Origin of the sequence: Pelagibacterium lentulum (genome assembly GCF_003992625.1) — a bacterium.
In the GTDB taxonomy this organism is placed as follows: Bacteria; Pseudomonadota; Alphaproteobacteria; order Rhizobiales; family Devosiaceae; genus Pelagibacterium; species Pelagibacterium lentulum.
This window is the reverse complement of the sequence record NZ_RZMW01000048.1, coordinates 248,254-268,646: the sequence shown is the minus strand read 5'-3', so window position 1 is coordinate 268,646 and position 20,393 is coordinate 248,254. Positions and strand designations below refer to the sequence as shown.

Here is a 20,393-nt window from a genome sequence, read left to right as displayed (position 1 = left end):
CGGGCGAAATATGAAAATTAGCGGGCCAGAAGTGCCACGATGTCGTCGGGTGTGCCAATGGCGCTTGCCGCAGCATCCTTGTTGATGCGCCTGGCCAAGCCGGTCAGCACCTTGCCTGTGCCCAACTCATAGAGTTCGGATACACCGCCCTCGCCGGTCAGCCATGACACACTTTCTGTCCAACGCACCATTCCGGTGACCTGTTCAATCAACCGCTTGCGAATTTCATCGGGATCGCTGATCGGAGCCGCCAGCACGTTTGAAACGAGAGGCACAACAGGCGCCTTCATTTCGACTTCTGACAGAGCAGCCTGCATCGCTTCGGCGGCGGGTGCCATCAACGCGCAATGGAAGGGCGCGCTGACCGGCAGGGCCAGTGCGCGTTTGGCGCCCTTGACCTTGGCCAGGTCTATTGCGCGCTCGACCGCTGCCGCATGGCCCGAAACAACGACCTGTCCCGGCGCATTGTCGTTGGCGACGCCGCAAACCTCGCCTTGTTCCGCTTGTTTTGCGATAGCAACCACATCATCAAATTCGAGACCAAGGATAGCGGCCATGGCGCCCTGCCCAACCGGCACGGCCTGTTGCATTGCGCGGCCACGAATTTGCAGCAGCCGCGAAGCATCGGAGAGTGAAAAGGTCCCGGCGGCACAAAGGGCCGAATATTCGCCGAGCGAGTGCCCAGCCACATAGCTGGCTGCCTCGGCCACATTGATCCCGTTAGCTTCGAGGACGCGAACCACAGCCATAGACGTTGCCATGAGCGCGGGCTGGGCATTTTCCGTCAGCCGCAGCGTATCCTCGGGGCCCTCAAACATGATGGAGGACAGTGAAACGCCCAGGGCATCATCGACTTCTTCAAAGACCGCGCGGGCCTGCGGATAGGCGTCAGCCAGATCACGGCCCATGCCAACAGCCTGACTTCCCTGTCCGGGAAAGGTAAATGCCGGTTTGCTCATTTGCCCTCTTTGACCTTTTTCTGCTTCCCAATGATGCAACGGTATTGCGCCATGCCGGTTGCTTGCAAGCACCGCCGGCAAATTGCGCGGCAGGTGCCCTCAAATGGATGACAAGTCAAGTCGAACCGGACAATCGAGAACAGGAAAGGGCAGATCGATGAAAGCCATTCAATCTCGTTGGTTTAAAAAGATACTGCTACTCTCTGGGAGGACGCGCACGGACAAACGCCAGCGACTACCCAACAAAAACCTTGCATTTGGGCCCGCCGCGCTATAGATCACCCCTGCATTCGTTCGGCCGGGGGCTGAACGGAGGGTTTTGTATTGGCTTTGCCAGTGCGAAATATGACCGGTAGAGATTGAAGGTCTGGCCTCCCGTGTTCCCGCTCTTTAGATGAACCTTTGATCGCCTTTCTCGAGGCTTCAAAGAGGCTCCGCGCCAGCGATGCACATTGAAGCAACGCTTTAGAAAGGCACTCTATGCCCCTTTACGAGCATATTTTTCTGTCGCGGCAGGACGTTTCCGCACAGCAGGTTGAAGACCTGACCAAGACCTATACCGACCTTCTGGCCGAAAATGGCGGCAAGGTTGCAAACTCCGAATATTGGGGCGTCAAGTCGCTCTCTTACCGGATCAACAAGAACCGCAAAGCGCACTACATGCTGCTTAACATTGACGCTCCGGCTGCCGCCGTTGCCGAAATGGAACGCCAGATGCGCATCAATGAAGACGTTCTGCGCTTCATGACCATCCGCGTGGACACCCACGAGGAAGGCCCTTCGGTCATGATGCAGAAGCGCGACGAACGCCCCGACCGTGGTGGCGATCGCCCGCGCGGTCCGCGCCGGTTCTAATTTAGGAGTGCTTGATTAATGGCTATTCGTGATTTGACCACTGCCCAGGCGCGCCGTCCGTTCCAGCGTCGCCGCAAGACCTGCCCGTTTTCAGGCGCCAATGCACCGACCATCGATTACAAGGATGTTCGCCTGCTGCAGCGTTACGTTTCCGAACGTGGCAAGATCGTTCCCTCGCGCATCACTGCCGTATCGGCAAAGAAGCAGCGTGAGTTGGCTCGCGCCATCAAGCGCGCCCGCTTCCTGGGCCTTCTGCCCTACGCGGTAAAATAAGTCGGGTCTTTCCGACGAAGCTGGGCGCCCGAAATGGGTTCGGGCGCTCTAACCATCCATATCCCGGATGGGACAGCATTGGAGAAAACAGATGAAAGTTATCCTTCTGGAGCGCGTGGGCCGTCTCGGCACCATTGGCGATGAAGTCACCGTAAAAGACGGCTATGCCCGCAACTTCCTCCTGCCCCAGGGCAAGGCGCTTCGCGCATCGGATGCTAACCGGACAAAGTTCGAGGGCCAGCGTCAGGCAATCGAAGCCCGCAACGCAGAACGCCGTTCGGAAGCTGAAAAGAGCGCCAGCGCACTCAATGGCAAGACCATTGTCATGGTTCGCCAGGCTGGCGAAACCGGACAGCTTTACGGCTCGGTTTCTGCCCGTGACATCGCAGACGCCCTGATCGCTGACGGCGCCACTCTCGAACGCAATCAGGTGGACCTGACAGCGCCAATCAAGACCGTTGGTCTGCACCAGGTTGCCCTGAACCTTCACGCGGAAGTTTCGGTATCGGTCATGGTCAACGTCGCCCGTTCGGCTGACGAAGCCGAACGCCAGGCTGCCGGCGAAGATCTCACCCGCAAGGATTACAACGACGAAGAAGAGCCCTTCGTTTCCCTTGCAGGTGTCGAAGAGGACGAAGACGAAGCCGCTCCTGCCGAAGAAGCTGCAAGCGAAGAAGAAGAGCAGACCGCTTAAGGCATTCTGCGCATCGCAAAGCGAATCAGAAAAGCCGGGCTTCATCGCCCGGCTTTTCTTGTTTGTCACCGGCGTGATCGACTTATGCCCGGAGTTAACAATGCAATCGTGTTACCGTAAAAGCAGCGATTGATTCTCTTGCTCGATGGCACCGGCCAATGGTTAAGAGAGTGTGACTTGAAATTCCAAGAGAGTGCGATGGAAGCGGTAAGGCGTCTTGCGCCCCAGCAATCTGAACCTGACCAGAAGTTTCGGCTGGCCCCGCATAATATTGAGGCAGAGCAAGCGCTGCTCGGCGCGATTCTCGTCAACAACGAAGCGTTTTATCGGGTTTCGGACTTCCTGGAGCCAGATCACTTTTACGAACCGATCCATCGCGAAATCTACGAGGTTTGCGGCAAGATCATTCGTACCGGCAAGACCGCGACACCGATTACCGCCAAGACCTATCTGCAGGATGAGTTGGGCGAAGGCGTTACCATGGCGCAGTATCTTGCGCGACTGGCGGCAGAAGCGACAACGGTTCTCAACGCTGCAGACTACGGCCAAGCAATCTACGATCTGGCGATCCGTCGCAGCTTGATCCTTATCGGCGAAGAGGTCGTCGAATCCGCCTACAGCGCCGATGTGGACGCTTCCGCTAACAAGCAAATCGAGGAAGCGGAAAAGCGTCTTTTCGATCTCGCGGAAAAAGGGCGTTACGATGGCGGCTTTCAGGGCTTCAATCAGGCTCTGATCGAAGCGATCAACATGGCAGGTGAAGCCTATAGCCGTGACGGTTCGCTATCTGGAACTGCAACGGGCTTGACCGATCTCGACCGGCTGATGGGCGGCTTGCAGCGGTCGGACTTGATCATCCTTGCTGCCCGCCCCGCCATGGGTAAGACCTCGCTTGCAACCAACATCGCTTTTTCGGTCGCCAAAGCGTATCAGGCCGAACCAGCGCCCGACGGGCACATGAAAACCATAAATGGGGGCGTCGTCGGGTTTTTCTCACTTGAAATGAGTGCCGAACAGCTCGCGACTCGTATTCTGGCCGAGCAAGCTGAAATCTCTTCCTCCGATATCCGTCGCGGCAATATTCATGAGAGCCAGTATGCCAAGCTGGTGGACACCTCCAACCTCATGGCGCAGGTGCCGCTCTATATCGATGACACTGGTGGTATTTCGATTGCCCAGCTTGCTGCACGTGCTCGGCGCCTAAAGCGCCAGAAAGGACTCGATCTGCTGATCGTTGACTATCTGCAGCTCCTCTCGGGATCGAAAAAGGCTGGCGAAAATCGTGTTCAGGAACTGACGGAAATCACCACCACGCTCAAGGCGCTGGCCAAGGAACTCGAAGTGCCGATTATCGCGCTATCCCAGCTTTCCCGTCAGGTCGAAAACCGCGAAGACAAGCATCCTCAACTTGCCGACCTTCGTGAATCGGGTTCGATCGAACAGGACGCGGACGTGGTGCTCTTTGTCTATCGCGAGGAATATTACCTCGGCAACAAGGAACCCAAGGAAGGCACGCAGGAGCACCTTGAATGGCAGGCCGAGATGGAAAAAATCCACGGCCGCGCCGAAGTGATTATCGCCAAGCAGCGTCACGGCCCAACAGGTACGGTGCAGTTGCACTTTGAAGCGAACCTCACGCGGTTCTCCAATCTCGCACGCGAGGATTATCTCCCGGAGCGGTTTGAATAGGGCGCAGGCCGCTCGTTAAACAAAACCATTGGCACGGCCTGCTGGTGGATGGCACATAGGTTGCACAATCGGGCCATAAGCTGCACCAATAATGCAGCAATGATTCTGGGGCGAAATGAGCGAACAACAGACCACCATTCTGGGCGGAGGGATCGAGATCGACCTTGGAGCCCTCGTCCGCAACTGGCAGGCGCTCGACAAAGTTTCAGGCAAAGCGCTCACGGCTGCCGTCGTCAAAGGCGATGCTTACGGAACAGGTATCAAAACTGTAGGCCGCACGCTCTATCATGCCGGCGCACGCTTTTTCTTTGTGGCGACGCCAGATGAAGGCGTTTTGCTGCGCAAGGCTGTGCCCGGTGCCTTTATTTTCGTGCTCGATGGACTGGTACCCCGGACTGCCGCCGACTACGCTGCACATAATCTGATGCCGGTTCTGGCGTCCATGAGCCAACTAACCGAATGGCTGGACTTTTGCCTCAATCGCGGCGAAGCGACCCCGGCGGCCCTACACTTTGATACCGGCTTCAACCGCGTTGGTTTCCGTATGCAGGAGGCCGACCTCGTGAAGCGTGAGCTGGATCAATCAGGCTTCCAACCACAGATGATCATGAGTCATCTCGCCTGCGCCGACCAACCAACGCACGAAATGACGCGCAAGCAGAACGGATTGTTTCAGGGTATCCTGAACCGGTTTCCCGACACTCCAGCTTCACTCGCCAATTCCGCCGGGCTCATGGCTTCCAAGGACTACCACTACCATATGGTGCGTCCCGGCATCGCCGTTTATGGCGGCAAGGCCATCAATGGCCGCCCCAACCCGATGGCACCGGTCTTTTCCATGCAGGTTCCGATCCTGCAGATCAAGGAAGCCAGAATTGGGGAAACAGTGGGTTATGGCGCCGCCTATCGGCTACGACGCGATTCCCGGCTTGCCATTATGGCGCTGGGTTATGCCGATGGATATTTCCGCGCGCTTTCGGGCATCGGTGGGCAGCAAGGCGGGCGCGTTGCGGTCAATGGCACTGTTGTCCCCGTTCTTGGCCGGGTTTCCATGGACATGACCGCAATCGACATCACCGACGTTCCGGGCCTTGTGCAGCCCGGTGATCTGGTGGAAATCGTGGGGCCGAATATAGCGATCGACGATATTGGCGATGCGGCACGCACGATCGGCTATGAAATACTCACAACGCTCAACGGCCGGTTTCCGCGCCGCTATGTTAACGTACCAGAGGGTATTGAGGTCGACTGACCGACTTGTTCACGTTACGTTCTTGCCGTAAAGTGTCGGCCCTGTTAGGGTAGCAGAACTCCAGATTCGCTTACGGAATTCGCCTTGGCCAAACTTAAATCGACCTTTGTCTGCCAGTCCTGCGGCAATGTAACGCCACGCTGGGCTGGCCGCTGCGAAGCTTGCGGCGAATGGAACTCGATTGTCGAGGAAGCAGCTTCCAGCGGCGTTGGCGCCGGCCCCAAGGCCGCGAAGGCTTCCGGTCGACCGGCAGAACTCGTTTCGCTCTCGGGCGAGAGCGAGGATGCAATTCGCGTCGTCAGCCGCAACGGTGAACTTGACCGCGTACTTGGTGGCGGTTTCGTCATGGGATCGGCCATTCTTGTCGGTGGCGATCCGGGGATCGGTAAATCGACGCTGCTGTTACAGGCCGCCGCTGCGCTCGCCCGGCAAGGCAAGCGTGTCATTTATATCTCCGGCGAAGAAGCGATAGGGCAAGTGCGATTACGTGCAGCCCGGCTGGGCGTCGCCGATGCGCCAGTCGAGTTAGCAAGTGAAACCCACGTCGAAACAATCCTGGCCACGATAGAAAAAGGCAAAGCGCCTGATCTGGTTATTATCGACTCTATCCAGACCTGCTGGACTGAACGGATCGATTCCGCGCCTGGCACGGTAACGCAGGTGCGCACTTCCGCTCAGGCATTGACACGGTTTGCCAAGAAATCCGGCTCCGCAGTTGTCCTTGTGGGGCATGTGACCAAGGACGGACAGATCGCCGGGCCGCGTGTTGTCGAGCACATGGTCGATGCGGTGCTCTATTTCGAAGGCGATACTTCATTGACCTACCGCATTCTGCGGGGGGTCAAGAACCGTTACGGCGCAACCGACGAAATCGGCGTTTTCGAGATGGCCGGTTCGGGCTTGCGAGAAGTGCCTAATCCCTCCGCCCTGTTTCTCGATCAGCGCGATTCCGGCGCCGCGGGCTCTGCCGTTTTTGCCGGTGTTGAAGGGACCCGGCCCGTGCTTGTTGAAATTCAAGCGCTGGTGGCCCCTTCCCCGCTCGGCACACCGCGCCGCGCCGTTGTCGGCTGGGATTCATCGCGTTTGTCCATGGTGCTGGCCGTCCTTGAAACCCGATGCGGGGTGAGGATCGGCGCCAACGATATTTACCTCAATGTCGCGGGTGGGCTGAAAGTGGCAGAACCGGCAGCGGATCTTGCGGTCGCGGCGGCTCTTATTTCCTCGCTTACAAATTCACCGCTGCCCGCGGATGCCGTGTATTTCGGGGAGGTAAGTCTGTCAGGCGGCGTGCGTCCCGTCGTGCATGGCAACCTCCGTATCCGCGAGGCGACCAAGTTGGGCTTCGGATCGGTCCATACCGCGCGGCTGGCCAATGGGGACCGAACCGACGGGGTTGATATTCACGAGTTTGGCGCGCTGGCCGAGCTTGTTGGCCGTATCGCCGCAACGGGACAAACTGTTAGTGAATCTTAACAAAGCCTAAGCAAGTGCTTGGCTTTGTCACATTTAGCCGCTAAACGGGGCGCGTTGGGGAACGGATTTACAATTTTGCCGCCCCGGTATTAGTTGAGTACCGCGCTGTCAAAGAACAATTGGCACGGCCTTTTGCGACATCGCTTCCGGTTTGGTGGAGACTTCGCCTATGCTGACTGCATTCGACATCGCTGTCGGAATTCTGGTTCTGGTTTCAGCGCTACTTGCGACGGCGCGCGGTTTGACCCGCGAAGTTCTATCGCTGGCGACTTGGGCCGGCTCGGCCGCGTTTGCGGTCTATATGTATCTCAATCATCCCGATATTGCCCGCCAGTATATTACCCCGGACCTCTGGGCGGATATCGCAACTGGTGTTGTCAGCTTTCTCGTTGCCCTTATTATCCTGCACCTGCTCACGATGCGGATCGGCGACTGGATCACCGACAGCAAGCTTGGGCCCCTCGACCGCACGCTCGGCTTTGTGTTTGGCGCCTTACGCGGTATCCTGATCGCCGTCGTCGTCGTGGTATTCGGCAAATGGCTTTTGGGCGAGAACCTTCCCGATTGGGCGGCGCAGGCGCAAAGCCTTCCTGCACTCGAATCCTTTGGCGATGGCCTTATTGGCCTGTTGCCCGAGAGCCTCGAAGAGCAGGTCAATGACATTCTCCAGCGCGGCGGGCCGCTCGACGAAAGCATACCCACTGACAGCATGGCTCCAGAAGATGGCGTGCCAGAAATGGATGCACCGGCCCCAGCGCCCGAAGGGTCGATCACCGAGTTATGAGATTGACGGATTTGGGCGTGCGATTATTGACTTGAGCGCGCTGGGGGCGTAATCCCCCGGCAGATATTTTGGTCCTCGCACTAGGGTGAATACTGTTGGCGACGACACCTGACCACTTGAGTGGACTCCAGCTTGAACTTGATGGCGACACGCTGCGCGAGGAGTGCGGCGTGTTTGGCATTTTGGGCCATGACGATGCCGCGGCGCTCACAGCGTTGGGTCTGCACGCGCTCCAGCATCGTGGACAGGAAGCCGCAGGCATCGTTTCTTTCGACGGGACGCAGTTTCATTCGGAACGGCATATGGGGTTGGTCGGCGATCACTTTACCGACGCGGGCACACTAGGCCGGCTTCCGGGCCACATGGCGATGGGACACGTTCGCTATTCGACAACCGGTGAAACGGTGCTACGGAACGTTCAACCGCTTTTTGCCGAACTGGAAGTGGGCGGCATCGCAATCGCGCATAACGGCAATCTCACCAATGGGCTTGCCTTGCGCAAACGCCTTATTTCCCAAGGCGCGATCTGTCAGTCGACGTCCGACACGGAAGTCGTTCTGCATCTTATCGCCCGCTCGCAGCGCACCGGTTCGGCCGAGCGTTTCATCGATGCACTGGGGGCAATTGAAGGCGCGTATGCAATGGTCGCGGTGACGCGAACCAAGCTGATCGGCGCTCGCGACCCCAATGGCATCCGTCCTCTTGTTCTGGGCGATCTCGATGGCAAGCCAATCTTCGCATCCGAGACCTGCGCGCTAGACATTATCGGGGCCTCGTTCGTACGCGATGTCGAGAACGGGGAAGTCATTGTCTGCGAGATCCAGAAGGACGGCTCGATCTCAATCGAATCTTACAAGCCGTTCAAGGCCAAGCGCGAACGGGTATGTCTGTTTGAATATGTTTATTTCGCACGCCCGGATTCGGTTGTCGCGGGACGGTCGATTTATACAGCGCGCAAGAAGATGGGCATTAATCTGGCCAAGGAAGCGCTGGTTGAAGCCGATGTGGTGGTTCCGGTTCCCGACGGCGGCACACCTGCCGCGCTGGGCTATGCCCAGCAGTCGGGCATCCCGTTTGAATACGGCATTATCCGCAATCACTATGTGGGCCGCACGTTCATTGAGCCGACCCAGTCGATCAGGGCGCTGGGCGTAAAGCTCAAGCATTCCGCCAATCGGGCGGAGATCGCAGGCAAGCGAGTCATTCTTGTCGATGATTCGATTGTGCGCGGCACGACCTCACTGAAGATCGTACAGATGATCCGCGATGCGGGCGCCAAGGAAGTCCATATCCGCGTTGCCAGCCCCATGATCTTCCATTCCGACTATTACGGTATTGATACTCCCGATCCGGAGAAGCTTCTGGCGAACCAGTATAAATCGTTGGAAGACATGTGTGCCTATATCGGCGCGGATTCGCTTGCGTTTCTGTCCATTGACGGGCTCTATATGGCCGTTGGTGGGGAAAAGCGCGACCCCAAGGCGCCCCAGTTCACCGATCACTATTTCACTGGCGACTATCCCACGCCGCTCACCGATCTCAAGGGTCGTGACAAGAACGAACCCAAGAAGATCTCAATGCTGAGAGAAGCCGTATAAATATGTCTGAACTTCAAGACCTGGCCGGACGCGTCGTTCTGGTCACTGGCGCATCACGCGGCTTGGGCTACGCAGCCGCCAAAAATGCCGCTGCCCGGGGCGCTCATATCGTTGCCGTCGCCCGTACTGTAGGTGGTCTTGAAGAACTCGACGATGAGATTCAGGCGCTTGGTTCTTCGACCACTCTCGTGCCGCTCGATCTGACAGACGGCGATGCAATCGACCGGCTCGGCGCCGCGATTTTCGAGCGCTGGGGTCAGCTTGACGGATTGATTGGCAATGCGGGCCTTTTGGGCGTGCTTTCGCCCCTGCCCCATATCGCACCGAAGGAATTTGCGAATGTTTTTGCGGTCAACGTGACAGCCAACTATCGCTTGCTGCGCTCGACCGATCTATTGCTGCGCCAGTCCGACGCAGGACGCGCGGTTTTTATTTCGTCCGGTGCCGCGCAATCGGCAAAGCCGTATTGGGGCCTATACGCCTCCTCAAAAGCCGCGCTTGATGCAATGATCAAGAGCTATGCTGGGGAAATGGCGATTACCAGCGTCAAAGCCAATATCTTTTATCCCGGCCAGGTCCGTACCGCGATGCGGGCCAAGGCCATGCCCGGCGAAGATCCTGCAACCTTGCCAACCCCGGACGAAATCGCGCCAAAGATTGTCGATCTTGTATCGCCCAGCTACGTCAAGACTGGAATGTTGATCGACGTCTTCAAGGGCGAAAGGCCACTGTAGCCGTCTATAACTGCGGACAACGGACGGCCATCGCCGCCTTTGACGAGAGGCTGTGCGGCAGCATTTTCGATTCCATCGACGATGTAAATCCCGCTCAAGAGCGGAGCGCCTTCATGGCGCAGAGGATAAGGCTGCAGCGAGGCTCCGCTGTTGACCAACTGAATGCGGCTCCGCCGACCATTTCTCTTTACAAGCGTGTGCCTGAGGCGGTTCCGGCGTGAATGCCGCGGCATCTGCCGACAGCCTCTTCACCAGATGCCTTGGCATTACCGCCCATCGTCATCCTTGACATAAGGATTCTTGCCGCCACGTATCCAGAGCCGGATCGGCGTTCCGGGCAGATTGAAATCCTGCCTGATGCCGTTAACGATATAGCGCTGATAGGCCTTGGGCAGCGCGTCGGGGCGCGAGGCAAAGATGATAAAGCTCGGCGGCCGTGTCTTGGCCTGAGTCATGTAGCGCAGCTTGAGCCGGCGCCCGGATACTGCCGGGGGTGGATGATGTTCGATCATAGCCGACAGCCAACGGTTAAGTTTAGCCGTTCTGATCTTGACGTTCCAGACCCGCTCGATATCGAAAATCGCCTTCATCAGCTTGTCGATATTGCGGCCCTGCAGCCCCGACAATGTTACCAGCGGGACACCGCGCAACTGCGGCAACAGGCGTTCGCAGGCCTCGCGCAGTTCCAGTATCTTGGCGTTCTTGTCCTCAATCAGATCCCATTTGTTGATCGCAATCACCATGGCGCGGCCTTCGCGCTCCACGAGGTCGGCAAGCGCAAGATCCTGCTTTTCAAAGGGCACCGTCGCATCGAGCAGCAGCACGACGACCTCAGCATATTGGATCGATCGCAGGGAATCGCCCACTGAAAGCTTTTCGAGTTTGTGTTGCACACGGGCCTTGCGGCGGATACCGGCGGTGTCGACCAGATTGATAACCCGGCCTTCCCACTCCCAGGGCACCATGATGGAATCGCGTGTGATACCAGCCTCGGGCCCGGTCAGTAACCGATCATGGCCGACCATGCGGTTGATAAGCGTGGATTTTCCGGCATTGGGGCGCCCAACTATCGCGACGTTGAGATAGCGATTTGGGTCCCAGCGCATAGGGGCCGTATCGCCTTCAAGGTCCTCGCCTTCCTCTTCGTTCACATCGACATCAACGGCTGGTTTTTGCACCATGTCGTAGTCGAATGCTTCTTCTGCCGCGCGTGCCTTTTCAGCTTCAATCCGGTCGACAGCTTGCGAAATCACCGTATAGAGATCGGCAAGGCCGAGCCCATGTTCGGCAGAAAGCGGAATCGCTTCACCAAAGCCAAGCGCGAAGGCCTCTATCAGGCCGGGATCGGCGGCCCTGCCCTCGGCCTTGTTGGCGATGAGGTGTATGTCCTTGTTGGCACGACGCAGGAGCCGCGCAAAGTGCTCGTCAGTGGGCGTTACGCCTGCCCGGGCGTCGATCATGAACAATATGACATCGGCCTCAGCGATGGCCATCTCGGTCTGCTTGCGCATGCGCGCTTCGAGACTGTCATCGTTGGCGTCTTCATAGCCGGCCGTATCGACAAGCGTGAAATAGAGATCGCCAATCCGCCCCTGCCCCTCGCGACGATCGCGCGTTACGCCCGGCGTGTCATCAACAATGGCAATTTTCCGCCCTACAAGGCGGTTAAATAGGGTCGATTTGCCGACATTGGGACGACCGACAACGGCTACAGTTACGCTCATCGCGCCAGTCCTTGCTGAATTTGAGATTACTACTCGGTGAGTAACTCGGTCATTGCATCCATGTCGAGATCGGTCGCGGGCGCGTCAAACACCGGTTCGGAAATGTCGACACCGGCAGACGCAAGCTGTTCAAGATAGACATAGGCTCGCGTCTGCATATCCTGCGGTGCGTTGAAATCGGCAGCGATCAACTCGAAATTGGCGCGTGCTGCTTCGAAGTCTCCTGCGCGATAAGCAGCAAGGCCGAGCGCTTCGCGCGCGTGGTTGCGCATGGGGTCTCCTTCGCCTGTCATAGATCCTGCGCGCGCCTGCACCGCGGCCTCGTCCAGATGATCGACAGCCAGATAGGCCCCCATAATCAGCGCCAATTCGCGCAGGCGCGGTTCATTGAGCGAAGACGAAAGAGCATCATAGGCCGAGATCGCCGCATCATAGTCCCCCATTTCAGCAAGAACACCCGCTGCGCGGAACTGGGCCAGAATGGCATAGCCGCCTGGTCCACTCTGGGCAATTTCGTTGAGAGCGGCTTGCGCGCCCTGCAGGTCGCCGCGTTCAGCCATTTCGATGGCGGCATAGTACTGGTCGGAAGCATTGGCGGCGGTCGATGCCCGCCACCACTTCCACGTTTCGTTGCCGGCAACCACCAGAACGATCAGCACCGCGCCGCCAATTATGAAAGGCGCATAGCGCCGCCAAAAGGCCTTCAGCTTGTCACTGCGCAGTTCTTCCTCGACTTCACGAAGAAAGGAGTCATCACTCATCGGTATGCCTTGGCTATAGAAACATTCAAATTGCGCCGGACCATAGTGGCACAGGGCACCAAATGCAATTGAAAGCAGGGGTTTTGCCCCTCTGGAAAAATCACCAATTGCATTGATGGCCAAGGCTTGCCAAACATTGCTGCATGGACAAGACCGAACGCCTTTTTGCAATCATGGATGCGCTGCGCCGCCACCGGCATCCGGTTACCGCTGCACAGCTTGCAGAAGAGCAGAATGTTTCGGTCAGAACGCTTTATCGCGATATCCAGACCCTGATCGGTCTTGGAGCGCCGATTGATGGCGAAGCGGGCATAGGCTATTTGCTCCGCCCCGGCTTTTTTCTGCCCCCTCTGATGTTTTCGCCTGAAGAACTGGAGGCGTTGGTCCTTGGGGCGCGCTGGGTGCAGTCACAGCCTGACACCGACCTTTCCGATGCCGCCATGAACGCGCTTGGCAAGATTGCAACGGCCTCGCCAGATGATTTGCGTGATAGAATTTCCGACACCGGACTTTGGCCAGTGCGGGTTTGGAGCGATACCGCCCCCCTGCCCCTGCTGGGACTTGTGCGGCAAGCCATGCGCAATGAAAAGGCCTTGCGCATCGATTATTCCGACGAGAAGGGGCGATCATCGTCGCGCGAAATCTGGCCGGTGCAACTTGCCTATTATGAGAACAAACAGATTGTTGCCGCCTGGTGTACCCTACGCGACGACTTCCGGCATTTCAGAACCGAACGGATAGAAGCGGCTGAAATGGTGGACACGCGATACGGACAGCGGCGCGCTGTTCTCGCCAAGCAATGGTTCGATCAATGGCGCCCGCGCCACGATCAGCATCGATAGCTAACTTATTTCCGCGCTCTACCAATTGCCATCAACACCCAAAGTCGCTGCTGACATGGATTGTCAGGCACATGGTTCACTGTGTTTTTCCGCGGCAGGACGTGCGGTTCTGCCCTGAATAAAAAAGGACGGAGCCATGACGATCACCCCCTTTTCTATTTCGATTTCGGACGCCCAAATTGCCGACCTTAAGGAACGGCTCGCGATGGCGCGCTGGCCCGACATGCCATCGACGGCCTATGAGCGGGGCCAGTCTCTCGATCTAATAAAGTCACTTGCAAGTCAGTGGGAAAATGATTTCGATTGGCGAGCGGTCGAGGCGGACCTCAACCGGTTTCCGCAATTCGTCGCCGAGATTGACGGTCAGACCATCCATTTTTTACACATCAAATCGACTCGTAACGACGCCCTGCCCTTATTGCTGGTGCATGGCTGGCCATCCACCCCGTTTGAATATACCGATCTGATTGGCCCGCTAACCGAGCCTGAAAGCGGTCAGGCCTTCGATCTGGTTATTCCGTCCATACCTGGCTTCGGATTTTCCGGACCGGTTACGGAGCCAGGCTGGGATAGCGCACGCATTGCCAAGGCCTTTGACAGCCTGATGCGGAAACTGGGGTACGACCGTTACGGCTATCAGGGCGGTGACGTGGGGGCCGCTATCGGTCGCGAACTTGGAATTCTCGCGCCAGACGGCGTTGTCGGTATTCATCTGCAACAGATTTTCGCCTTTCCCACGGGTGCCGAAGGCGAGTTGGAAAAACTTACTCCGTTCGAGATGGGTGGATTTGCGATCCTGGAGAACTTTGGCAAGTACGCGTCATACAACGACGCGCAGCAAAAGCGCCCCCTGACCCTCGGATATGGGCTGGCGGACTCCCCTATTGGACTTTTGAGCTGGAATGCAGAACTCTATTTCGGCTTCGAGGGTGAGCGTGCCGCGCGTGTCGACCGTCATCGTTACATCACATCCGTTGCGATTTTCTGGTTCACCAATACCGGCGCATCGGCCACCAACATCTATTTTGAGGATGCCCAAACCGGCGCGGGCTATCGTGAGGAATTCAATTCAGTGCCAACGGGCGTTGCCGTGTTCCCTGAGGATTTCCGTTCGGTCAGAAGCTTTGCCGAGCGGGCCAACAACATCGTTCATTGGACCGAAATGGAATGCGGCGGCCATTTTGCTGCGCTGGACGCGCCGCAATTACTTGCAGACGACATCCGCACCTTCTTCTCTACACTTGCCTGAAACGCTTCACAGGCTGCAAAGAGCCGCCCGCCTGGGGCGGCTTTCGCGCATTTTGGAACGCCGAACCGGGTACGACCGTTTCCTTCTCAGAAATGGGAGTGCAGCTATGGCAGATCCTAAACAAGACGAACCCGAGCCTTATTCGATCGACAAGGCGCGGCAGGGCGAAATCATACTGCGGCACAAATGGAGCCGCATAATCTTCATTGCCGGGCTCGTGCTGTTCGTTCTCGCCGGGCTGCTTGTACCCTTTTTGGGCGGGAGATAAATCAACGAGGAGATGACAATGGCTAAATGCGATGTTTGTGGCAACGACTACGACAAGACGTTCGAGGTCGCGATGGCAGGAGATACTTTTATATTCGACAGCTTTGAATGCGCCATCGAGAAACTGGCGCCGCGCTGCGCCCACTGTGGTTGCCGGGTTATCGGCCACGGGGTGGAAGAAGGCGACAGCATCTTTTGCTGTGCCCACTGCGCGAACCATTCCGGCGAGACAACCCTACGAGACCGCGCCTAGAGCCGAACGATCCTCACTCCCACTCCATTATTTTCCCGTCCTAAGGAATTGATTTTCCTACAGAACATTTCCTTTTCGGTTCCCAACACCGTGAGCGGGCCCGTCAAAAAGTTAGCATTTTGATTTTGCTAGGGTTTTTGGAACGTCAGGACAGCAAAAAATTCTGTGAACTATCGGGATCTATCGGTCGTTTCGCGGTAGGGCATAGACGGCAGGCGTCGAATTTAGCACCCCGATAAAGTACCTCAAAGCCGGCAAAATCAATACACCCGCGTCGATCCTCGCCACGCTTTCCCGACGTCTTGGTGGTGGGCAAGTAATCTCTTGGGCCCTCATCCTGTCACTGCCGATCATGAGCATCCTGACCCTGCCAGCCTGAGGCATTTAGCATCGTTGATGTTTCAATCTTCAGAATGTTGGCAGGCTCGATCTTCTGGTATCGGGGCCTTGCTCTCGGCAGCATTGCCAAGGTCGGCTGCTGCAACTTCTCCAGTTCTTCTTTGAGTTCCTGCTGGCAGCAATCTTACTGGACGCGTCCATCGCCTGGACAATGATCATATGCACCGCAATCGTTGTTGCATGTGTTGCCGGAGCAAAACGCTTCACTTGAACCTCTTCAACCTCGGCCGCGTGTGGCAAAGGCGATCGCAAAGGCAAGTCCGGATAAATATTTATCACTCCCAAAGACAGTCGGACCGCAAACCTGAAGAGTTCCGCCTGCCGACAGGCGCCCGAAAGTCACCCCTGGTCTGCCTGTCCGCTTTGCGCTCCAATTGCAGCCACACAGCCAATATCGGCCTCTTCCTAAAAGCTGTCGTTTCCTGGCGCGGTCAAGATGACCCCTGTTGGGGGGGCGGTCTGGTGGTTACGGCTCAATGGCTGGCAATCGCCGTAAGCGGCCACTGGGCTACGATGTTCATGGAAAAAGCGGAATCAGGATTAGCTTTTCGCGCTGGAACAAGGCAATCGTAAGCTTGTGGACAGCCGGTAAGTCTTCTAATTTCATGTTGGAGTAGAACTGGTTTTTGGATTGCCGTTTCAGTCGGCTCGTCCAGCCGCAAGCTGCTCGTGAGACTGCCGTCGCGACCGATGGTTGTGACGCGATCGGGGGCGATCGGCGGTTTTTTGCCATCAGGAAAAGAACTATCGAACCCGGCCATTACGGATCTGTTTGTGACCCTGCGTCAGATTCATGACATCTCTTTACATGAGACTCTTCGTTTTTTTGCCTTCGTGGCCAAAAATCTGAGATTGCCCCTCCTTCTATGAACCGACTTCTTGAGAGTAGGATGTGTTCCTCCATTGCCTTCTCGGCAGCCTTTGCATCGTGCTCGGTAATAGCTTTCACCAGCCGCCGGTGCTCGAGGATAGCATCCGAAATTGCGGTTTGCGGCTGGGATAATCGGAACAGGTGGACATGTATATGTAGGTCAGCAAGGGCATCGGCGATCACCTGGTTGCCGCTCAAGGTGGCTATCTTGCGGTGAAAGGCTTCGTCGAGCCGGGAAAAGCGCGCATAGGCCTCTGGCATTTGTGGCGAGATTTCAGACAACATTTCAGCTGCGATGCTAACCAACTCGTCACGATCGTTGTCACTGATGTTATTGGCCGCCAGCGCGGCAAGGCGTGGCTCGGTCAGCAGACGTAATTCATAGATCTGGTCGAGCCGGTCTCGCGCGATACGCTCGGCCACGCGCTAGCCCACCGGATGGATTTTGACCACTAGGCCCTGTGCTTCGAGCCGCACCAGAGCCTCGCGGATAGGTGTTTGGGAAACGTTAAGTGTCCGCGCGAGGCTGTCCACCGAGAGACGGTCTCGTGGCGCGATGGCATGAGTCATCAACTGATCGTAGAGCCTTGAATAGACCTCCTCGGCGAGCGAGGTGGGCCTGTCGCGACGCGCGGCTACGAGAGGGTATTCCTCTTGCCGAACGGGTATGGGCAGACATGGAGCAATTGGCAGCAGATGCCGGGTTCAAGGGAGAATAATGTGATGGAACTGGAGTGCAGCGCGGTGAGGGCCTCGCGCAATCTTGTGTTCGGGGCGGGGCAAAGAACAGCCTTGCCAGACTTTGCCAGTTCACTGGGAAAGCGAGCACTGGTTGTGACGGACGAAAGAATGGCGGGCGATCAGCTTCAGGCCTCAGGTGTCTCGGTATCGGTCTTTACCGGTGTCATGCCTGAACTGCCGACCGAATGCATTGCCGACGGTGTCGAAATGGGTCGGGCCGCCAATGCCTACCTAGTTATCGGCATCGGTGGCGGTAGTTGCATGGATGCGGCCAAGATCATTGCGCTGCTGCTCACGCACGGCGGCGAGTTTTCCGACTATTACGGTGAGTTCAAGGTGCCCTGCCCGGTCCTGCCGCTGATCTGCTTGCCTACGACCGCCGGGACTGGTTCGGAGGTGACGCCGGTGGCCGTCGTTTCGGACAAGGATCGGGCAGTAAAGGTGGGCATTGCCAGCCTGTACCTTATTCCCCATATCTCTATTTGCGATCCCGAGCTGACGCGTGCGGTCCGCGCGTTTCAGAAAAGATCGAATGCGGCATGGTGGGACTCAACCGGGGGCTGGCGTCAGACCCTGCAGCGCCGTTTGGTCGCACAAAGCAGAGTGGCCTGGGGCGCGAAGGTGCCCACGACGGCATACTCGAGTTCTGCGAGACCAAATACATCGCTGTCAGCCCGTAATGCTTGGCGAGAGCAAGTCCGGAAAAGTAGGAACCGGTTTTCCGGAACGACTTGCGACAAAACAAAAGGTTAGATCGTGCCAGCGATTCAATGAAGCGCTGACGCGGTCCAGTGCCCCTACTGCTCTGTGGCGGCGCGGCGCTGATAATCCGAGCCGATCTGGAAATGCTGCACCAGCAACCGGTCAGCGGTATCCGCGTCGCGCGCGACTACTGCGGCCAGCAGTTCGCGGTGATGCTCGATAAGATATGTATCGATATCCGATAGCCTGGTAATCCGCTTGCGGCGCTCGAAATGAGAGCGTTTGAGAAGCACCGCGATGGCGGCGTGCAGACTGGCGAGCGTAGGCGAATGGGCAGCGGCGATCAGGGCCGCGTGAAATGCAAAGTCGGCCTCGCCTCCAGCCTGCGGGTCATTGACTGTTTTCTCGACGCGACGCAACGCCTCTCCCAAAGCAGCAAGATCCGCCGACGTCGCGCGCGCGCATGCAAGGCGAATGGCCTGCCGTTCAATGGCGATGCGGGCCTCCATGACATCCTCCACGACTTCGTCCTGCTGGGCGAGCATCATTGTAAAAAGGTCGCCCAACTCGGCAAAGTCAGGCCGGCGCACCACACTGCCATACCCGTGACGGATCTCTATGACGCCAATGGCAGCCAAGGCGCGCAGGACCTCTCGAATCACCGGTCGGCCCACGCCCAGGCGGGTGGCCAGTTCGCGCTCAGGCACCAGCCGGTCCCCGGCCTTCATCTGGCCGGAGATCAACTGCTGGCGCACGAAGGCAAAGACTTTGTCATAGCCTTTGGCTTCGGCATCGCCCTGCCGTGTCAGCGCTGAGTCCATGTTCCGCTCCAAAAACAGGTTTTACCTACTGTTGGCAAGCAGCCACCTTGTCAAGCCGCTGCATAACTGCGGAAAGTTGCGATTGCCAAAGTGGTAATACCACGGTAAGAGCTCTTGAACAAACTGAGGAGGACGCCATGGCTGAGACACTTGTCGCCAGAGGTCTCGACATTCCACGACGCAACGCCATAGGCATCGCTTGTGATCATGCAGGGTTTCCGATGAAGGCCTTTGTCCGGGAACTGCTGGCCGAGCATTGTGACGAGGTCATCGCGCTGGGTGCGACATCGGAAGATCCCGTTGACTTTCCTGACGTCACCCGCGCCGCGATCGATCTGATCCTGTCTGGAAAGGTCGCACGGGTCGTCCTAGTGTGTGGCACGGGTGCGGGCGCCTGCATTGCGGCCAATAAGATCGCCAGGATACGGGCGGCTGTCGCGCACGACACCTATGTCGCCCGACAATGCGTCGAGCATGACGACGTGAACGTCCTGTGCATCGGGGCCTGGATTATTGGCCCGCAGATCGCCGCAGACGTCATCCGCGCCTTTCTCGCCGCTCAATTCAGCACCGAACCCCAATTCCGCAGACGCGTCGAGAAACTGGCTGAAATGGACCGGGCGCGCGGAGCGCAAGATAACAACTGAACCCAGGGAAGTCCCGATGGACAAAAACAAACGCAAGCAGATTCTCGAAACGGTCGCCAAACTTCGGGTGACCGACATCCGTGACGGCATGGACTGGATGGGACTACACCACATCGGCACGGTCGACCCGGAAATCCGGCCCCTGTACCGCACAAAGGCAGCCGGTTTCGCCCAGACCTATCGTCATATCCCCACCCGGCAGCGCGTGCCGGAGCTCTCGCCTGAGGACTACACCAAATGGGCGTATGAATATTGGTATCGCCAGCTCTGGGACATGGGCGATTTCCGCGAGCAGGTGGGCGAAGGCGACTTCCTTGTCATTGATACAATGGGCCAGAAGACGCCGGCCATCGGGTCAATGGATTCGATGGTCTGGGCCGCGCGGGGCGTTAAGGGTGTGCTGACAAATGGCGGCGCGCGCGATACCGACGAGCAATTGTACCAAAAGGCCATGCCCTGCTGGCATCGCTGGGTGGTTCAGCCCATGTATCAGGGCCGTGTCGAGTTCGGCGAGCCCAATTCCGTCGTTGAAATCGGAGGCGCTACCGTGCTTCCGGGCGACCTGGTGGTAGCCGATGGGGACGGCGCCATCGTTGTGCCGCAGGACGTGATCGATGATGTTATCTACTACGCCAAGCAAGAGAGCGAGAACGACCGCTACGATCGCGCCATGCTGTTCGAGGCGCTCGGCATTGACCCCGATGAATCGACCCAGTCGATGTTCCCCGACATGCCGCCGCATCCCTACAAGAAGAATCGCGAGGATTTCATGAAGCGGCTCGGCAAGGGGTAGTCCAAGACGTCT

Annotated in this window: 22 protein-coding genes and 3 pseudogenes; 18 read left to right on the top strand and 7 right to left on the bottom strand. The window is 57.6% G+C overall.

The window, feature by feature from the left end:
• Positions 1-17 precede the first annotated feature (17 nt).
• Positions 18-959, bottom strand: coding sequence for an ACP S-malonyltransferase (fabD, locus tag EO133_RS19765; RefSeq protein ID WP_127074359.1), 942 nt, complete (start codon positions 957-959; stop codon positions 18-20).
• Between the two features lie 480 nt (positions 960-1,439).
• Here fabD and rpsF point away from each other — a divergent pair, with 480 nt between their 5' ends.
• The 9 genes from rpsF to EO133_RS19720 all read left to right on the top strand — a co-directional run bounded on the left by rpsF (position 1,440) and on the right by EO133_RS19720 (position 10,311).
• On the top strand, positions 1,440-1,814 hold the full coding sequence (rpsF, locus tag EO133_RS19760) for a 30S ribosomal protein S6 (protein WP_127074358.1): 375 nt from the start codon (positions 1,440-1,442) through the stop codon (positions 1,812-1,814).
• Between the two features lie 18 nt (positions 1,815-1,832).
• Entirely contained in the window at positions 1,833-2,087 is a 255-nt protein-coding gene (rpsR, locus tag EO133_RS19755) for a 30S ribosomal protein S18 (protein ID WP_127074357.1), read from the top strand.
• 91 nt (positions 2,088-2,178) lie between these two features.
• Entirely contained in the window at positions 2,179-2,781 is a 603-nt protein-coding gene (rplI, locus tag EO133_RS19750; protein WP_127074356.1) for a 50S ribosomal protein L9, read from the top strand.
• A gap of 198 nt (positions 2,782-2,979) precedes the next feature.
• Positions 2,980-4,470, top strand: coding sequence for a replicative DNA helicase (locus EO133_RS19745; RefSeq protein WP_127074355.1), 1,491 nt, complete (start codon positions 2,980-2,982; stop codon positions 4,468-4,470).
• A 115-nt stretch (positions 4,471-4,585) separates the two neighbouring features.
• Positions 4,586-5,722: an alanine racemase gene (alr, locus tag EO133_RS19740; protein ID WP_127074354.1), complete on the top strand. Its 1,137-nt coding sequence runs from the start codon at positions 4,586-4,588 to the stop codon at positions 5,720-5,722.
• A gap of 84 nt (positions 5,723-5,806) precedes the next feature.
• The gene (radA, locus tag EO133_RS19735) at positions 5,807-7,195 is read left to right on the top strand and encodes a DNA repair protein RadA (RefSeq protein WP_127074353.1); all 1,389 of its coding nucleotides are present in this window, start codon (positions 5,807-5,809) and stop codon (positions 7,193-7,195) included.
• Between the two features lie 169 nt (positions 7,196-7,364).
• The gene (locus tag EO133_RS19730) at positions 7,365-7,979 is read left to right on the top strand and encodes a CvpA family protein (protein ID WP_127074352.1); all 615 of its coding nucleotides are present in this window, start codon (positions 7,365-7,367) and stop codon (positions 7,977-7,979) included.
• A 116-nt stretch (positions 7,980-8,095) separates the two neighbouring features.
• Positions 8,096-9,577 (top strand): amidophosphoribosyltransferase, encoded by a 1,482-nt coding sequence (gene purF, locus EO133_RS19725; RefSeq protein ID WP_127074415.1) that lies wholly within the window; start codon positions 8,096-8,098, stop codon positions 9,575-9,577.
• A 2-nt stretch (positions 9,578-9,579) separates the two neighbouring features.
• Positions 9,580-10,311, top strand: a complete 732-nt coding sequence (locus tag EO133_RS19720; RefSeq protein WP_127074351.1) for an SDR family NAD(P)-dependent oxidoreductase — start codon at positions 9,580-9,582, stop codon at positions 10,309-10,311.
• A 266-nt stretch (positions 10,312-10,577) separates the two neighbouring features.
• Here the strand turns inward: EO133_RS19720 and der are convergent, their stop codons facing one another.
• Together der and EO133_RS19710 are read right to left on the bottom strand one after the other, a co-directional pair.
• A complete protein-coding gene (der, locus tag EO133_RS19715; protein WP_127074350.1) occupies positions 10,578-12,035 on the bottom strand; it encodes a ribosome biogenesis GTPase Der in 1,458 nt (485 codons plus the stop codon).
• A 29-nt stretch (positions 12,036-12,064) separates the two neighbouring features.
• On the bottom strand, positions 12,065-12,796 hold the full coding sequence (locus EO133_RS19710; protein ID WP_127074349.1) for a tetratricopeptide repeat protein: 732 nt from the start codon (positions 12,794-12,796) through the stop codon (positions 12,065-12,067).
• A 143-nt stretch (positions 12,797-12,939) separates the two neighbouring features.
• Between EO133_RS19710 and EO133_RS19705 the strand changes: the two genes are divergently transcribed.
• From EO133_RS19705 to EO133_RS20665, 5 genes and pseudogenes are all read left to right on the top strand, one after another.
• Positions 12,940-13,638, top strand: coding sequence for a helix-turn-helix transcriptional regulator (locus EO133_RS19705; RefSeq protein WP_127074348.1), 699 nt, complete (start codon positions 12,940-12,942; stop codon positions 13,636-13,638).
• Between the two features lie 136 nt (positions 13,639-13,774).
• Positions 13,775-14,887 carry an epoxide hydrolase family protein gene (locus EO133_RS19700; RefSeq protein WP_127074347.1) on the top strand — a complete coding sequence of 371 codons (1,113 nt, stop codon included), beginning with the start codon at positions 13,775-13,777 and terminating at the stop codon, positions 14,885-14,887.
• A 106-nt stretch (positions 14,888-14,993) separates the two neighbouring features.
• Positions 14,994-15,155, top strand: coding sequence for a hypothetical protein (locus EO133_RS20370; protein ID WP_164735110.1), 162 nt, complete (start codon positions 14,994-14,996; stop codon positions 15,153-15,155).
• 18 nt (positions 15,156-15,173) lie between these two features.
• On the top strand, positions 15,174-15,407 hold the full coding sequence (locus EO133_RS19695; protein WP_127074346.1) for a hypothetical protein: 234 nt from the start codon (positions 15,174-15,176) through the stop codon (positions 15,405-15,407).
• 283 nt (positions 15,408-15,690) lie between these two features.
• Positions 15,691-16,017 (top strand): annotated as a pseudogene (locus EO133_RS20665) (EamA/RhaT family transporter); the annotation flags it as partial.
• A 262-nt stretch (positions 16,018-16,279) separates the two neighbouring features.
• Here EO133_RS20665 and EO133_RS19685 read toward each other — a convergent pair.
• Genes EO133_RS19685 through EO133_RS20720 form a run of 3 tightly spaced genes read right to left on the bottom strand, consistent with a single transcriptional unit; the run spans position 16,280 to position 17,346 of the window.
• On the bottom strand, positions 16,280-16,567 hold the full coding sequence (locus tag EO133_RS19685; RefSeq protein ID WP_127074345.1) for a hypothetical protein: 288 nt from the start codon (positions 16,565-16,567) through the stop codon (positions 16,280-16,282).
• Positions 16,567-17,100: a GntR family transcriptional regulator gene (locus tag EO133_RS19680; RefSeq protein ID WP_206513554.1), complete on the bottom strand. Its 534-nt coding sequence runs from the start codon at positions 17,098-17,100 to the stop codon at positions 16,567-16,569. Before EO133_RS19680 ends, EO133_RS19685 begins: the two co-directional genes overlap by 1 nt.
• 3 nt (positions 17,101-17,103) lie before the next feature.
• On the bottom strand, positions 17,104-17,346 hold the full coding sequence (locus EO133_RS20720; protein WP_280516122.1) for a GntR family transcriptional regulator: 243 nt from the start codon (positions 17,344-17,346) through the stop codon (positions 17,104-17,106).
• Between the two features lie 54 nt (positions 17,347-17,400).
• Here EO133_RS20720 and EO133_RS19675 point away from each other — a divergent pair.
• Positions 17,401-17,919, top strand: a pseudogene (locus tag EO133_RS19675) (iron-containing alcohol dehydrogenase); the annotation flags it as partial.
• 11 nt (positions 17,920-17,930) lie between these two features.
• A pseudogene (locus EO133_RS19670) lies at positions 17,931-18,098 on the top strand (aldehyde dehydrogenase family protein); the annotation flags it as partial.
• A gap of 117 nt (positions 18,099-18,215) precedes the next feature.
• Here the strand turns inward: EO133_RS19670 and EO133_RS19665 are convergent.
• A complete protein-coding gene (locus tag EO133_RS19665; RefSeq protein WP_127074344.1) occupies positions 18,216-18,941 on the bottom strand; it encodes a FadR/GntR family transcriptional regulator in 726 nt (241 codons plus the stop codon).
• A 137-nt stretch (positions 18,942-19,078) separates the two neighbouring features.
• Between EO133_RS19665 and EO133_RS19660 the strand changes: the two genes are divergently transcribed.
• A complete protein-coding gene (locus EO133_RS19660) occupies positions 19,079-19,588 on the top strand; it encodes an RpiB/LacA/LacB family sugar-phosphate isomerase (protein ID WP_127074343.1) in 510 nt (169 codons plus the stop codon).
• 16 nt (positions 19,589-19,604) lie between these two features.
• Complete coding sequence (locus EO133_RS19655) at positions 19,605-20,381, top strand: RraA family protein (protein ID WP_127074342.1); 777 nt, start codon at positions 19,605-19,607, stop codon at positions 20,379-20,381.
• Positions 20,382-20,393: the final 12 nt, after the last annotated feature.